The organism is Aliiroseovarius crassostreae, from assembly GCF_025137635.1.
Taxonomy (GTDB): domain Bacteria; phylum Pseudomonadota; class Alphaproteobacteria; order Rhodobacterales; family Rhodobacteraceae; genus Aliiroseovarius; species Aliiroseovarius crassostreae.
Map to the genome: position 1 here is coordinate 2,413,529 of NZ_CP080772.1, position 13,491 is coordinate 2,427,019.

Annotated in this window: 12 protein-coding genes; 4 read left to right on the forward strand and 8 right to left on the reverse strand. The window is 61.4% G+C overall.

The annotated features are described in order from the left end of the window. Positions 1-87 precede the first annotated feature (87 nt). The 3 genes from K3J57_RS11535 to K3J57_RS11545 all read right to left on the reverse strand — a co-directional run bounded on the left by K3J57_RS11535 (position 88) and on the right by K3J57_RS11545 (position 2,441). Positions 88-1,026 (reverse strand): sterol desaturase family protein, encoded by a 939-nt coding sequence (locus K3J57_RS11535; protein WP_259791923.1) that lies wholly within the window; start codon positions 1,024-1,026, stop codon positions 88-90. Next, positions 1,026-1,418, reverse strand: a complete 393-nt coding sequence (locus tag K3J57_RS11540; RefSeq protein WP_259775826.1) for a hypothetical protein — start codon at positions 1,416-1,418, stop codon at positions 1,026-1,028. Before K3J57_RS11540 ends, K3J57_RS11535 begins: the two co-directional genes overlap by 1 nt. 435 nt (positions 1,419-1,853) lie before the next feature. Further along, positions 1,854-2,441 (reverse strand): TlpA family protein disulfide reductase, encoded by a 588-nt coding sequence (locus K3J57_RS11545; protein ID WP_259791925.1) that lies wholly within the window; start codon positions 2,439-2,441, stop codon positions 1,854-1,856. 49 nt (positions 2,442-2,490) lie between these two features. On the opposite strand from K3J57_RS11545, the gene argH reads away from it, so the two are divergent. The 3 genes from argH (at position 2,491) to K3J57_RS11560 (ending at position 7,966) form a co-directional block, all read left to right on the forward strand. Then, positions 2,491-3,858, forward strand: a complete 1,368-nt coding sequence (gene argH / locus K3J57_RS11550; protein WP_259794925.1) for an argininosuccinate lyase — start codon at positions 2,491-2,493, stop codon at positions 3,856-3,858. Positions 3,859-4,153: 295 nt separating this feature from the next. Next, positions 4,154-5,419, forward strand: coding sequence for a diaminopimelate decarboxylase (lysA, locus tag K3J57_RS11555; RefSeq protein ID WP_259791927.1), 1,266 nt, complete (start codon positions 4,154-4,156; stop codon positions 5,417-5,419). Between the two features lie 15 nt (positions 5,420-5,434). After that, entirely contained in the window at positions 5,435-7,966 is a 2,532-nt protein-coding gene (locus K3J57_RS11560; protein ID WP_259795996.1) for a DUF4175 domain-containing protein, read from the forward strand. A 463-nt stretch (positions 7,967-8,429) separates the two neighbouring features. Here the strand turns inward: K3J57_RS11560 and recR are convergent, their stop codons facing one another. From recR to K3J57_RS11580, 4 genes are all read right to left on the reverse strand, one after another. Then, the gene (recR, locus tag K3J57_RS11565; protein WP_259795998.1) at positions 8,430-9,026 is read right to left on the reverse strand and encodes a recombination mediator RecR; all 597 of its coding nucleotides are present in this window, start codon (positions 9,024-9,026) and stop codon (positions 8,430-8,432) included. 15 nt (positions 9,027-9,041) lie between these two features. Beyond that, positions 9,042-9,386: a YbaB/EbfC family nucleoid-associated protein gene (locus K3J57_RS11570; RefSeq protein WP_055187468.1), complete on the reverse strand. Its 345-nt coding sequence runs from the start codon at positions 9,384-9,386 to the stop codon at positions 9,042-9,044. 66 nt (positions 9,387-9,452) lie between these two features. Continuing rightward, on the reverse strand, positions 9,453-11,237 hold the full coding sequence (locus tag K3J57_RS11575; RefSeq protein WP_259796000.1) for a DNA polymerase III subunit gamma/tau: 1,785 nt from the start codon (positions 11,235-11,237) through the stop codon (positions 9,453-9,455). A gap of 84 nt (positions 11,238-11,321) precedes the next feature. Further along, positions 11,322-11,699 (reverse strand): YidH family protein, encoded by a 378-nt coding sequence (locus tag K3J57_RS11580; protein ID WP_055187466.1) that lies wholly within the window; start codon positions 11,697-11,699, stop codon positions 11,322-11,324. A gap of 146 nt (positions 11,700-11,845) precedes the next feature. Between K3J57_RS11580 and K3J57_RS11585 the strand changes: the two genes are divergently transcribed. Continuing rightward, a complete protein-coding gene (locus tag K3J57_RS11585; protein WP_259791940.1) occupies positions 11,846-12,340 on the forward strand; it encodes a phosphatase domain-containing putative toxin in 495 nt (164 codons plus the stop codon). Between the two features lie 4 nt (positions 12,341-12,344). Here K3J57_RS11585 and rsgA read toward each other — a convergent pair whose 3' ends face one another. Next, the gene (gene rsgA / locus K3J57_RS11590) at positions 12,345-13,373 is read right to left on the reverse strand and encodes a ribosome small subunit-dependent GTPase A (protein ID WP_259791942.1); all 1,029 of its coding nucleotides are present in this window, start codon (positions 13,371-13,373) and stop codon (positions 12,345-12,347) included. Between the last annotated feature and the right edge of the window lie 118 nt (positions 13,374-13,491).

A 13,491-nucleotide genomic window follows, 5' to 3' on the forward strand; every position in this document is an offset into this window, starting at 1 on the left:
AAAGGCGAGCTTTCGCCCGCCCTGTTTCCTTGTTGCAAATATCCTGGGGTGAGCCTCGCAGAGGCGAGGGGCAAAGCCCCTGCCCGGTCAGCGCATCCTTGAGGGCTCAAACCCTGGTGTGCCTGCCTTTTCCGGGTGCCGCTTCACATCCAGACGCTTGAGCATCTCTGTGGATCCCCCTTTGCCGTCATGGCGCCACCCCGGCGGTTTGATGGCATAATTCCAGCGATCCCTCCACGTCACGCCCGGCTGCATCCAATCCCTGAAGATTGCCACCCATTCGTGAAAGGCCACTCGGATCGGGTTGAACGTTCCGAGGTTGTGAACCAGCCCGTAATCCACCGGCTCGCTCTCTTGTTCCGGCACAAACGTGCCAAACATCCTGTCCCAGACAATGAACACGCCCGCATAATTCGCATCCAGATAACGCGCATTGCGCCCGTGATGCACCCGGTGATGACTGGGGGTGTTCATGACCGCTTCAAACCAGCGCGGCATCTTGTCGATCACCTCGGTATGGATCCAGAACTGGTAGATCAGGTTGATGCCACCGACAAACAGGATCATCGCAGGGTGAAACCCCAACAGCACCAACGGGGCACGCACCACCATCATCAGGGTGAAGGTTCCGGTCCAGGTCTGACGCAGCGCCGTTGTCAGATTGTAATGCTGGCTGGAATGGTGGTTCACATGGCTGGCCCAGACCCAGCGGATCCGATGTCCGAACCGATGCACCCAGTAATAGCGCAGATCGTCAAGCACAAAGCAGACCACCACCACCCACCAGGCCGTACCCAGATCAAACGGCGTGATCCGCCACAACAGCATGAAAAACCCGAATGCAAGAAACCCAAGGAGGATCCCCGACAGGACCGACCCCACCCCCATGAACAGGCTGGTCATCGCATCCTGTGCCTCATAGCGACCGCCGCGTTTTTTAAAAAAGATCCACGCAAGCTCCAACGCGATGGCCGCAACAAAAAACGGCACGGCGTAGTCGGTTACATTAGGATAGGCAACGGCCATCAGAACGCCCCTTCAATCTGTTGACGCCAGACGGGAATTTCATCTGGCGCCAGTTGCAATACGACGGATGGCGCTGCAAAATCCGGCAGTTGCACCCGCAGTCCAGCGGGATGGTCATGCAGCACGCCCCCTTTCAGCTCGTGACTGGCCGCATCAAGCCCCATCACCCACAGAACGCCCCAGCCACGCCGAGACCGCACCAACGCCGATTGTCCACTGGCCGCCACGATCACCTCAAGGGCCGGTGCCGTCGGGTTGTCCGCCTCCCACTCAGCCCGCGCGATCTCTTCGCTCGCAAGCACCAGGCAGCGGTCAAACTTCCAGATCTTCATGATCACGTAAATCAGTGCGAGCCCCACCACCACGATGGATGCCAATACCTCCAGCGGCATCGTGTCCTCCCTGAAATTCACCATTTTCCGGCGTTCTTCAGCACATTGAAGAGAAAGCAGCTGGCCTGTGTCAACGCTATCCAAGGGTCAAGCCAGACAGGCGAAATACCCAGGCCCTCCCGCGCAAAACCCGCGCCTCGCAGAGGCTTGACCTTGCTTGGGGGCGGCTCACTTCGTGAGCCTTTTAGGGGCTTTGCCCCTCGGACGATGTCCTCACCCCAGAATATTTAGGGCAAGAAGAAGAGGGACGTTTCTCTCATTTTCTGGGGAGAAATATCCTGGGGTGAGCGAGCTTGTCTCGCGAGGGGCAAAGCCCCTGACGGATCTGTCAGAAGCGCTTCAATCGTTGATGCACACTGCTTCGGGCCTGAGCCGAGCGAAGCGAGGCCCGGCCCAAACGGCGCCCCCTCGTCAGAGGGGGCAGAGTGCGGGAGATTACCCTTCGATCAGGGCGCGCAGGATGGCCTTGGCACTGTCCGAATTCCAGTCCGCATCACCGGTCAGACGGGCGATTTCGGCCCCGTCGCGGTTCAGGATAACCGTGACCGGCAGCCCCAGCACCCCCATTTGCCGTGACAGGGTCTGGGATTGATCGGTGTAAATCGGCAAGGCTGTCACGCCGGTTTCGGCAAAAAGCTTTTCGATCGCGGGCAGTTTGTTGCGTCCGGTGGCGATCGGCAGCACCATGAAGTTTTCCCCGCCCAGGGCCTGTTCCAGCGCATCAAGTGACGGCATTTCCTTGCGGCAGGGCGCGCACCAGACGGCCCAGAAATTCAGGACGGTGATTTTGCCGCGGAACTCGTCAAGCGTGTGATCGCTGCCATCCGTGGCTGCAAACGGCGCGGTGCCTGCGGGTTTTGGCGTGGCGTGAAACACCAGTTTCTTCATCTCACCTTCACGCATTTCGGCAAGTGCTGCCACATCCGTCTCTGCCAAAGCCACATTTGCCCCCCCAATGGTGAAAGCGGCATTTGCACCAAGGGCGATGGACGCGTATAGCAGGGCGGAACGCAAGACAGACATGTGACCTCCGAAGGGCTAGACCATGAGTAACGACAAGCAAGCGAACGCCATGTGGGGCGGCCGGTTTTCTGCCGGTCCAGACGCAATCATGGAAGCGATTAACGCGTCGATCGGCTATGACCAGCGCATGGCCCGACAGGATATCGACGGCTCGCGCGCCCATGCCGCCATGTTGGCGGCCACGGGCGTGATTACAGATAACGATGCGGAGGCGATCCGTGAAGGGCTTCTCACCGTCTTGTCAGAGATCGAGACCGGATCGTTCCAGTTTTCGACCGCGCTGGAAGACATCCACATGAATGTGGAAGCCCGCCTGAAAGAGATCGTGGGGGAGCCCGCAGGCCGTCTGCACACGGCACGGAGCCGAAATGACCAGGTTGCCACCGATTTCAAACTGTGGGTCCGTGGTCAGATGGACGCTGCCATCGAAGGCCTGACCGCGCTGGTGCGCGCCCTTCTGTCGCAGGCGGAAATGGGCGCGGATTGGGTCATGCCGGGCTTTACCCATCTGCAAACGGCCCAACCTGTGACCTGGGGGCATCACATGATGGCCTATGTCGAGATGTTTGGCCGCGATATTTCCCGTTTTCAGGACGCGCGCAAGCGGATGAACGAATGCCCTCTGGGCTCTGCTGCGCTGGCTGGCACATCCTTCCCGATCGACCGCCAAATGACGGCAGAGGCGCTTGGCTTTGATCGCCCCACCGCCAACTCGCTCGACGCCGTGGCGGATCGCGATTTTGCGCTGGAGTTCCTGTCTGCCTCGACCCTCACCGCGATGCATCTCAGCCGCTTGGCCGAAGAGTTGGTGATCTGGTCCTCAGCACAGTTCCGTTTCGTGCGCATGTCGGACAAATGGTCGACCGGATCGTCGATCATGCCGCAAAAGCGCAACCCGGATGCGGCGGAACTGCTGCGGGCCAAGATTGGTCGGATCATGGGGGCCTCGGTGGGTCTGATGACGGTGATGAAGGGCCTGCCGCTGGCCTATTCCAAGGATATGCAGGAAGACAAGGAGCAGGTGTTTGACGCCGCCGACAACCTGATGCTGGGCTTGGCCGCCATGACTGGCATGGTCAGCGACATGGAAGGGCAGCGCGAAAACCTCGAAGCTGCGGCGGCATCTGGCTTCTCAACCGCAACGGATCTGGCCGACTGGCTGGTGCGCGCGCTCAATATGCCGTTCCGGGACGCACATCACGTGACCGGGTCGCTGGTCGCCATGGCCGAAGGCAAGGGCTGTGACCTGCCGGACCTCACGCTGGAAGAGATGCAATCGGTGCATGAGGCCATCACCAAGGACGTGTTTGACGTGCTGGGCGTGCATAATTCAGTCGCCTCGCGCACGTCATATGGCGGCACGGCCCCGTCGGAAGTGCGCCGGCAGATCGCCCGCTGGCAAGAGAAGCTGGCATGATCCGGGTGGCGTTGATTCTGGTCCTTTTGGGACTGGCGGGCTGTGGCGCGGATGGAGAGCCGATCCGCCCGGGGTCGCCCGAGGACGTGGCGACGCGATAAATTCAGCCCCAATAATATTGCAAACGCTGGCCAGACGTTCATCGTTTCGGCCAGCGTTTTCTTTTTGCGAGGCTCTGCCTCGCGCTCCGGGATATTTGTGGCAAGAGGAAAAGCACGTCTATGAGGATTGAACGGACGGCGCGCTTCCTTTAGGGCAGTAGAAGCGCAAAGACCAACAAGGACAGGCTTGAGACGTGGATCATTTCCTTTACCGCGAGGGCGTATTGCACGCCGAAGACGTTGCCATTCCCGAAATTGCGGCCCAGGTGGGCACGCCGTTTTACGTTTATTCGGCGGCGACGCTGAAGCGGCATATTTCGCTTTTCAATGAAGCACTGGGGTGGGCGGATCATCTGGTCTGTTTTGCGGTGAAGTCGAATTCGAACCTCGCGGTGCTGAAATTGCTGGGGGATATGGGCGCGGGAATGGACGTGGTATCGGGCGGCGAGTTTCGCCGGGCGATTGCTGCGGGTGTGCCGGGGGAGCGGATTGTATTCTCGGGCGTTGGCAAAACCAAAGACGAAATGCGTCTGGCGCTGAGCCACAATATTCGCCAGTTCAACCTGGAGAGCGAGCCGGAATACCGCGCGCTGTCCGAGGTGGCTTCTGAAATGGGCGTTGAAGCCCCGGTTGCGGTGCGGGTGAACCCGGATGTGGATGCTAAAACCCATGCGAAGATCTCGACCGGCAAATCCGACAATAAATTTGGCATTCCAATCTCGCGGGCGCGTGAGGTTTATGCCGAGATTGCCAAGCTGCCGGGCCTGAAGGTGGTTGGCATTGATGTGCATATTGGCAGCCAGCTGACCGAGCTGGAGCCGTTCCGGCTGGCCTATCAGAAGGTGGCAGAGCTGACGGAGGCGTTGCGCACGGACGGGCATGACATCACACGTCTGGACCTCGGTGGCGGATTGGGCATTCCGTATGAGCGGTCGAACTCGGCCCCGCCGCTGCCGCTCGAATATGGTCAGATGGTGCGCGAAACCGTGGGTCATCTGGGCTGTGAGATCGAGATTGAGCCGGGGCGTCTGGTATCGGGCAATGCGGGGCTGATGGTCAGTTCCGTGATCTATGTGAAAGAAGGCGAAGGTCGCGATTTCCTGATTGTCGATGCCGCGATGAACGACCTTGTGCGACCGGCCATGTATGAGGCGCATCACGACATCATCCCGGTAATCGAGGCCGAACCGGGCCTTGAGCAGGCCGGTTATGACATTGTCGGTCCGATCTGCGAAACCGGCGATACCTTTGCGAAGGAACGCAATATGGCGCCGCTGAAATCGGATGACCTGATTGCGTTCCGCTCGGCAGGTGCCTATGGCGCGGTGATGGCATCGGAGTATAACTCTCGCCCGCTGATCCCCGAAGTGCTGGTCTCGGGTGAGCAATTTTCCGTTATTCGCGCCCGCCCCACCTATGAAGAAATGCTTGCCCGCGATACGATACCGGAATGGATCTGACCCAAATGAGGTGACATGGCACGCAACGGGGCCCGACCCCCTCTCCCGCCCGAGCTGGCCCGCCAGCTGCGTTGGCCTTTGCGTCTGACAAAGGCCGCGATCGGGGCAGAGCGGGGCTGGCGCGCGTTCTGGCCTTTGGCGACAGTGGCAATGGCCGCCGTGACCTGGGCACGATTTGTAGGGTTTGGATCGGTCGGGTTTGCCGCCCTTGGGGTGAGTTTTCTGATCGCGCTGGTCTGGGGGATCCGCAGGTTCCACCCCCCTTCCGATCCTGAGGCCGAAGCGCGGCTGGATAGCACCCTGCCCCATGCCGCCCTTGCGACCCTGCGCGACATGCCCGCGCTGGAGACAACAGAAACCTCTCAGATCCTCTGGCAGGCCCATCAGGACCGGATGATCCAATTGGCCCGCACCGCGCGCGCGCCATGGCCCAATCTGCGCATTGCCGAGCGCGATCCCTTTGCACTGCGCCTGATTGCTGCCCTCGGCTGCGTGATGGCATTGGGATTTGTGGACGCACCAAACGGGATGGGAATGCCGCAGGCAGATTGCCTGGAATGCGAACCGACAGCCTCATGGGAAGGCTGGATCGAACCCCCGGTTTACACGGGCCAGCCCAGCCTCTACCTAAACGACCAACCGCCCGGCCCTTTACCGGTGCCCGCGGGCAGCCGCCTGACCCTCCGGCTCTACGGGCAGGAAGACGGGAGGATCACGCTTGGAGGGGATCTGCTTCGAGGCGCGCAGGGGGATGGGCTGCAGGCAGAGATCACCGAGAACAGCACGCTATCCATCCATGTCCGGGGGGCGAAGACCACACCGGCCTGGCGCTTCACCGCCATCGGCGACGTCCCCCCCAGTATTCGCACGGACGGAGCACTGACCCGTGTCACATCAGGGACGTTCAAATTGGGCTACCGCGCGGGTGATGACTATGGCGTGACCTATGGGCAGGCGCGGGTGGAGCTCGCGTTGAATGCGGTTGAACGCCGCTATGGCCTGTCCCCCGATCCCGATCCGCGGACGGCCGAAATCCTTGATCTGCCTCGCCCCTATCGCGCCGACCCCCGGCAGTTGCAGGGCCTCTGGACCGAAGACCTCGCCCAGCACCCATGGGCCGGCCTTCCGGTCACCGTCACGCTGAGCGCATTCGACGCCGTCGGCCAATCAGGCAGATCGGATCCGCTGCACATGACCTTACCTGCAAGGCGATTTTTCACCCCCGAAGCGCGCGCCGTGATCGAGATGCGACGTGATCTGCTCTGGGCACGCGCAGGGGGTCCGCGGGTGGCACAGATGTTGCGGGCAATACTCCACCGTCCCGAAGATCTGGACCTGCCGGATGGTAGCTACCTCGCGCTGCGAGCGGCAATCCGCGACCTGGAGGGCGCCCTTACCACCGGTCTGAACGCCGAGGCGCAGGAGCGGTTGGCCAGCACCCTTTGGGAGATCGCAATCAAGATCGAAGACGACGGTGCTGACAGCGCCCGAGACCGGATGCTACGCGCTCAGGAACGGTTGCAGCAAGCCATGCGTGATAGCGCCACGCCCGAGGAGCTTGCCGAATTGATGGACGAGCTGCGCCGCGCCACTCAGGACTATTTGGATCGCCTTGCCCAGATACCACAAGATGAATTGCCCCCCATGCCCGACGGCGACCTGCTGGAGCTAAGTTTCGCTGATCTCGACGCCATGATGGATCAGATCGACGAGCTGATGCAGGAAGGGCGTTTTGCCGAGGCCATGGAAATGCTCGATGCTCTCAACCGAATGATGGAGAATATGCAAGTGGCCCGTGGTCAGGGCAAACAGGCCAACCAGCGCGCGCGCGACGGGCTGGCAGACACGCTGCGCCAACAGCAAGGTCTATCGGATGAGGCTTTCCGTGAACTTCAGGAACAGGGTGGCGAGGGAAATGAGCTGGGCGAATCGCAGGGCAATACCGGACGAGATGGCCAGCTGGGACGCGGACAGGCCCATAGTGGCGAAAATTCACCCGAAGGCGCAGAAGGGCAAGGCCGGTCACAGGGGGCCGAGGGCGCAGAAAACAGATCTCTGGCCCAGAGGCAACGCAGCCTTGAACAGGAGCTGGACGCGCAGCGCCGCGCCCTGCCAGGGGCTGGCAGCGAAGCCGGCAATGCCGCGCGGGATGCCCTGGACCAGGCCGGGCGCGCAATGGATCAGGCGGCAGATGCTTTGGAACAGGGCGACAACAGCGCAGCACTTGATCGTCAGGCCGAAGCGATGGAAGCCCTGCGGGAAGGACTGCGCCGTTTTGACGAGGCGATGGACAGCACTCAGGCCGGGCGCGATGGGCAACAGGGGCAAACCGGACAGGAGAGCACCAACCCCAATGCGCTCGACCCGCTTGGACGCGCCACTGGCAACCAACTGGGAAGGGGCCCCTCGGATGGGGGATTTACCAGTGAAGAAGACATGCGCAAACGCGCACAGGAATTGACAGAAGAGTTGCGCAATCGCGCTGGTGAAACCAGTCGGCCAAAGCCGGAACGGGATTACTTTGAACGCCTGCTTGACCCGTTCTGACCGGCGTATTGGCGGCAACCAGAGGAAAGGGGCGCTGCCCCTCGGCCATTCGGCCTCACCCCGGGATATTTCTGACAAGAAAATAACGGATAATTAAAGCGTTTCGGGATCAGGCCGGGGTACGGCTTGGTTTCGAAACGCAAATATGATCGCCAACCAGCGGTCAGTCATCCGCTCATGACCGTCTCTCCTCACCTCATTGCGAATGACCAATGCCCTGAAATGCAGCCCCGTTCATTTTCTGGTGTTCAATATCCCGGGGTGAGCGGCAAAGCCGCGAGGGGCAGCGCCCCTGAAGCGGTTCGGTCTTCCCGACCTTAGCTTGTGGCCCCAAATTGATCTCTGCTTGGTAGGCATTCCGGGACAGACATGTGCCTTGGGTATCTCCCGAACCGCTTCCATTGGAACTTCGATAAGGCACGAAACCGGCACGAGCGAAGGCAAGGTCCTTTTTTCAGGCGTGCTACATGCGTTTGCGGGCGGTAAGCGCGGCTGAGATGGTGCCTTCATCGAGATAATCGAGTTCGCCCCCCACGGGCACCCCCTGCGCAAGTGAGGACACGATACAGCGCCCTTCCAGTTCTTCCGCGATATAATGCGCGGTGGTCTGGCCATCGACGGTGGCGTTTAGCGCCAGGATCACTTCCTGAACATCTTCTTCGATCACACGGCGGACCAGGCGCGGGATCCCCAGATCCTCCGGCCCCACCGCATCAAGTGCCGACAAGGTGCCCCCCAGCACGTGGTAACGGCCGATAAAGATCTCCGCACGCTCCATCGCCCAGAGGTCTGCCACATCCTCGACCACACAGATTTCTCCGGTGGCGCGTTTGGGGGACGTGCAGATCGCGCAGCGGTCTGAGGTTGAGACATTGCCGCAGGTCACGCATTCGCGTGCTGTTTCCGCGACCGCAAGCATCGCGTCGGCCAGGGGGGTCAGCACAAGGGCGCGTTTCCGGATCAGGTGCAGCACCGCACGTCTGGCCGAGCGCGGACCGAGCCCTGGCAGCTTGGCCATCAGCTCAATCAGGTTTTCAATGTCGCGCGGTGCGTCTGTCATGGAAAGGGCCGCCGTTCAGAACGGCAGGTTCATGTCCTTGGGCAGGCCAAGGCTTTCGGTCAGCTGAGCCATTTCGCGTGCAGACCGTTCCTGCGCCTTTGACTGAGCATCCTTGATGGCCGCGAGGATCAGATCCTCAACCACTTCTTTTTCATCCGGGTTGAAGATGGTCGGGTCGATGTCCAGCCCGGTCAGCACCCCTTTTGCCGTGGCTGTGGCCTTGACCAGCCCGGCGCCGCTTTCGCCCACCACGGTCATGGTTTCCAGGCTCTCCTGCAGCTCCGCCATGCGGGTCTGCATTTCCTGCGCCTTTTTCATCATCCCGGCCATATCGCCGAGCCCACCCAGTCCTTTGAACATCTGATGCTCCTTACAATTCAGCTTCGGTCTTAGATACGGGCCGGGCGGCTGGGATACAAGGAGAGGTTACGCCTCCTCAAACGGGTCCCACTCATCCTCGACCTCCTGAAGACCCTCAACAGCGGCCTCCTGGGCCATGTCTTCGGTCGAACGGATATCGGTCACTTTCGCCTTGGGAAACGCTGCGATCACCGCCTGCACAAGCGGATGCGCTTCGGCCTCACGCTGCAGGGCAAGCTTTTCACTGTCGCGCAATTCGGCAATGGTTGGTTCGTCACAGCCATTGACCAGTGTCACCCCCCAGCGCACCCCGGTCCAGCCCTGCAGGCGCTGCGACAGCCGCGCCGCGAGGTCCTTTGGGGCGTCCTCGGTGGGGGTAAACTCGATCCGCCCCGGCTGATACGACGCCAGACGGACATATTCCTCGACCTGCACCTTCAACAGCCCGTCGCGGTGATGATGGATAAGCTGCAGCACATCTTCAAACCGGGCATATTGCGCAAGTGCGCTTTCGGGGGCACGCGCGACGGCAAGGGCCGTGGGACCGCCCGGCCCGGAAGGTGCGCCGGAACCATTGGGGGCAAATCCCCCCTGCGCATTCACGCCACCATTGCCATGCGATACCGGGGCGCCGCCACCGCCACCACCGGACGGTGTCGGGGGAGGAGGCGCATCTTTCAGCTTTCGCACCAACTCTTCCGGTGTCGGCAAATCCGCCACATGGGTCATGCGGATCACCGCCATTTCAGCAGCCATCATCGCGTTGGGGGCATTGCCCACCTCTTCCAACGCGGTCAGCAGCATCTGCCACATGCGCGCCAGCACGCGCATCGGCAGTTTTTCAGCCATGGCCTGACCACGGGTGCGTTCGTCCGGCGACACGGTGGGGTCTTCGGCGGCTTCGGGTGTGATCTTGATCACACTGACCCAATGGGCCACTTCCGCCAGGTCCCGCAGCACCGCCATCGGGTCAGCCCCATCGGAATATTGCGACCCGATTTCCCAAAGCGCGCCTGCCGCGTCCCCACGCATAATCAGGTCAAACAGGTCGAGCACCCGGCCACGATCCGCAAGCCCCAGCATGGCGCGGACCTGATCAGCGGTGGTTTCCCCTGCCCCGTGCGAGATCGCCTGATCCAGAAGCGACTGGGCGTCACGGGCAGACCCTTCGGCCGCACGGGTGATCAGCGCCAGCGCATCTTCGGCAATCTCGGCCCCCTCCGCGGTGGCAATGCGTTTCAGCATCGCCATCATGTCCTCGGGTTCGATCCGTCTGAGATCAAACCGCTGGCAGCGCGACAGCACCGTGACCGGCACTTTGCGAATTTCGGTGGTGGCAAAAATGAATTTCACATGGGCGGGCGGTTCCTCAAGCGTTTTGAGCAGCGCGTTGAACGCGCTGGTCGAGAGCATGTGAACCTCGTCGATGATATAGATCTTGTAGCGGGCCGAGGCCGCCCGGTAATGCACACTTTCGATGATTTCACGAATATCCCCCACCCCGGTGCGAGAGGCCGCGTCCATCTCCATCACATCCACATGGCGCCCTTCGGCAATCGCCACGCAATGTTCGCATTCCCCGCAAGGTTCCACTGTCGGGCCACCAGTGCCGTCAGGGCCGATACAGTTCATCCCCTTTGCGATGATGCGCGCGGTGGTGGTCTTGCCCACGCCGCGAATGCCGGTCATCACGAAGGCCTGCGCAATCCGATCGCTTTCAAAGGCATTTTTCAGCGTGCGCACCATCGCCCCCTGCCCGACAAGATCGGCAAAGGTTTCGGGGCGGTATTTGCGGGCAAGCACCTGATAGGCTTTGCGTGGCTCGGCGGTGTCGGTCAGGGTGTCGCTCATCGTCAGCCTTTGTCGGGATTCGTGGTGTCATGCAGAGCCTAAGCCCCCGTGCAGGCGAGGTCTACAGCAGATGCAAAAATCACCTCAGAGCGCCCAGAGGACCCCACCCACCGCAACTGTCGCCAGCGACATCAGCAGGGCCAGACGGGTGAAGGATTTGGTGGGCATGGTCTCGGCATCATTTTCCGATAGGCGCTGCAATGTCTTGCACGCCTGCCGTTGCGCCGCCCAATAGATCACCACCGCGATGCCCAGAAACATACTGGCCACCAGTTTCGCAGCCCAGGTCGGATCAAAATCGCCAAACACGGCTTTCAGTCCGATGGCTACCCCCACCGCGCCCAGCCCCGTGCCCATCCAGGCCGAAAACGTGCGTTCATTGGCCATGATTGTGCGGTCTTCCGCCCAGCGGGTGCGCGTTTCTGCTTTTGATTGGTTGTCGGTATCGGTCCTGTCGGGCATGAGGGAAGAATAGTCACCTTGCCCTGCGGATGTGAACCCCTATTCCGCCGGGTGGTCAGCGTTCGGTTGTGGAACATCACGGCGTCAGATGCTATCCCGGCGAAGCCGCTGATGCGGCCACACCACATTCGAAAAGGGCACCCTCCATGGCATTTGAAATCTACGCGTTGAGTGCAGCCGCAGGACAGCTTGGGATCTGCCCCATGCCAGGGCTGCTGTCGCCCTATGCGGATGATCTGAACACGATCATCGACTGGTCGCCGGATCTGGTGCTGACCATGACCGAAGAGGCCGAGCTTGTCACGGTTGGGGCAAACACGCTGGGCGACGACCTGCAAGATGGGGGGATCAGTTGGTATGCGCTGCCGATCACGGATTTCGGCGCACCCGGCGCGGATGTGGAGCTGACCTGGCCGGAAGTGTCCATGCTGGCGCTGGCGATCCTGCGCCAAGGCGGCAAGGTGCTGGCCCATTGCCGGGGCGGCTGTGGCCGGTCGGGCATGGCGGTGATGCGGTTGATGGTTGAGTTGGGGGAAGATCCCGAAGCGGCGCTGGCGCGCCTGCGCGACACCCGCCCCTGTGCGGTTGAGACACAGGCGCAGCAGGATTGGGCCGCCGCGCCTGCGTCAGATCGCATCTAAAGCGTTACCGCCCCTTCTTGTAATGCGCGTCGCGCACCACGCTGTTGACCATTTTGCCAAACGCCTTGTCGCGCGCGCGGGCTTCGGCCAGGGTTTCGGTGTTGCGCCGATCCTCGGCCTGCAACTTGCGCCAGCGTTTCAGACGATCCGGGTCAAGGTCCCCCTCCGCGATGGCGTTTTGCACCGCACAGCCCGGTTCCCCTTCATGCTGACAGTCAGAAAACCGACAGGACGCAGTCAGGGTCACGATGTCATCAAACAACGCGTCGATCCCCTCGCCCGCATCTGCCAGACGCAGCGCGCGCATCCCCGGCGTGTCGATCAGCCAGGCGCCCTTGCGGGTGGGCCGCAGCGACCGCGCGGTGGTGGTGTGTCGACCTTTTGCGTCATCTTCGCGAATGCCCTGCGTCGCATCGTGCAAATCGCAAAGCCCGTTCATCAACGTGGTTTTACCCACACCGGATGACCCGACCAGAGCAGCGGTTTGTCCGGGCGGCAGCCAGCTTTCCAGCTGGGCAATGCCCTGCGGATCAAGCGCATTCACGGCGAGGACGGGCAAGGCCGGGGCCAGCCGTTCGGCCTCGCGTATGACCACGCCTGGGTCGTCACACAGATCCGCTTTGGTCAACACCAGAACAGCAAAACACCCGGCCTCATGGGCCAGGGCCAGGTAGCGTTCAACGCGTGCCGGGTTGAAATCGGCATTGCAGGATGAGGTGATGAACAGCACATCCACATTGGCCGCGATCAGCTGCAAACGAGCGTCCGTGCCAGCCGCCCGGCGTTTCAGCTCTGTCTGTCGATCAAACAGATGGGTGATGCGGCTGGCATCATCGGCCAGCACCCAATCGCCCACGGCGAAATCGCCGGTGGAGTGATCCGTGGTGATCAGGGTCAGTTCGCCATCTGCGCCCAGCGCCGACAGGCGGTCGCGATGCACTTCGCTGATGCGAAACGGGGTTTGCGCGCTGGCGTCTTCCAGTTGGCGCGCAAAGTGGTTGGACCATCCGAGGTCCTTAAGAGTGTATGTCATTGGTTTGCCTGTGTAGAGAACACAACATTTCCGGGCATCGCGATGCGATGTCGGAAGGGTGTATCAGGCAGTGATCCCTTGCGGCCAGCTGGGCCGGGGTTGGATCAGAAACGACCTG

Coding starts and splice junctions, on each gene's coding strand:
- recR (WP_259795998.1), bottom strand. CDS start 9,026: ATGACAGACGCACCGCGCGACATTGAAAACCTGATTGAGCTGATGGCC.
- K3J57_RS11585 (WP_259791940.1), top strand. CDS start 11,846: ATGGCATTTGAAATCTACGCGTTGAGTGCAGCCGCAGGACAGCTTGGG.
- K3J57_RS11560 (WP_259795996.1), top strand. CDS start 5,435: ATGGCACGCAACGGGGCCCGACCCCCTCTCCCGCCCGAGCTGGCCCGC.
- K3J57_RS11570 (WP_055187468.1), bottom strand. CDS start 9,386: ATGTTCAAAGGACTGGGTGGGCTCGGCGATATGGCCGGGATGATGAAA.
- argH (WP_259794925.1), top strand. CDS start 2,491: ATGTGGGGCGGCCGGTTTTCTGCCGGTCCAGACGCAATCATGGAAGCG.
- K3J57_RS11545 (WP_259791925.1), bottom strand. CDS start 2,441: ATGTCTGTCTTGCGTTCCGCCCTGCTATACGCGTCCATCGCCCTTGGT.
- K3J57_RS11540 (WP_259775826.1), bottom strand. CDS start 1,418: ATGCCGCTGGAGGTATTGGCATCCATCGTGGTGGTGGGGCTCGCACTG.
- rsgA (WP_259791942.1), bottom strand. CDS start 13,373: ATGACATACACTCTTAAGGACCTCGGATGGTCCAACCACTTTGCGCGC.
- K3J57_RS11535 (WP_259791923.1), bottom strand. CDS start 1,026: ATGGCCGTTGCCTATCCTAATGTAACCGACTACGCCGTGCCGTTTTTT.
- K3J57_RS11580 (WP_055187466.1), bottom strand. CDS start 11,699: ATGCCCGACAGGACCGATACCGACAACCAATCAAAAGCAGAAACGCGC.
- K3J57_RS11575 (WP_259796000.1), bottom strand. CDS start 11,237: ATGAGCGACACCCTGACCGACACCGCCGAGCCACGCAAAGCCTATCAG.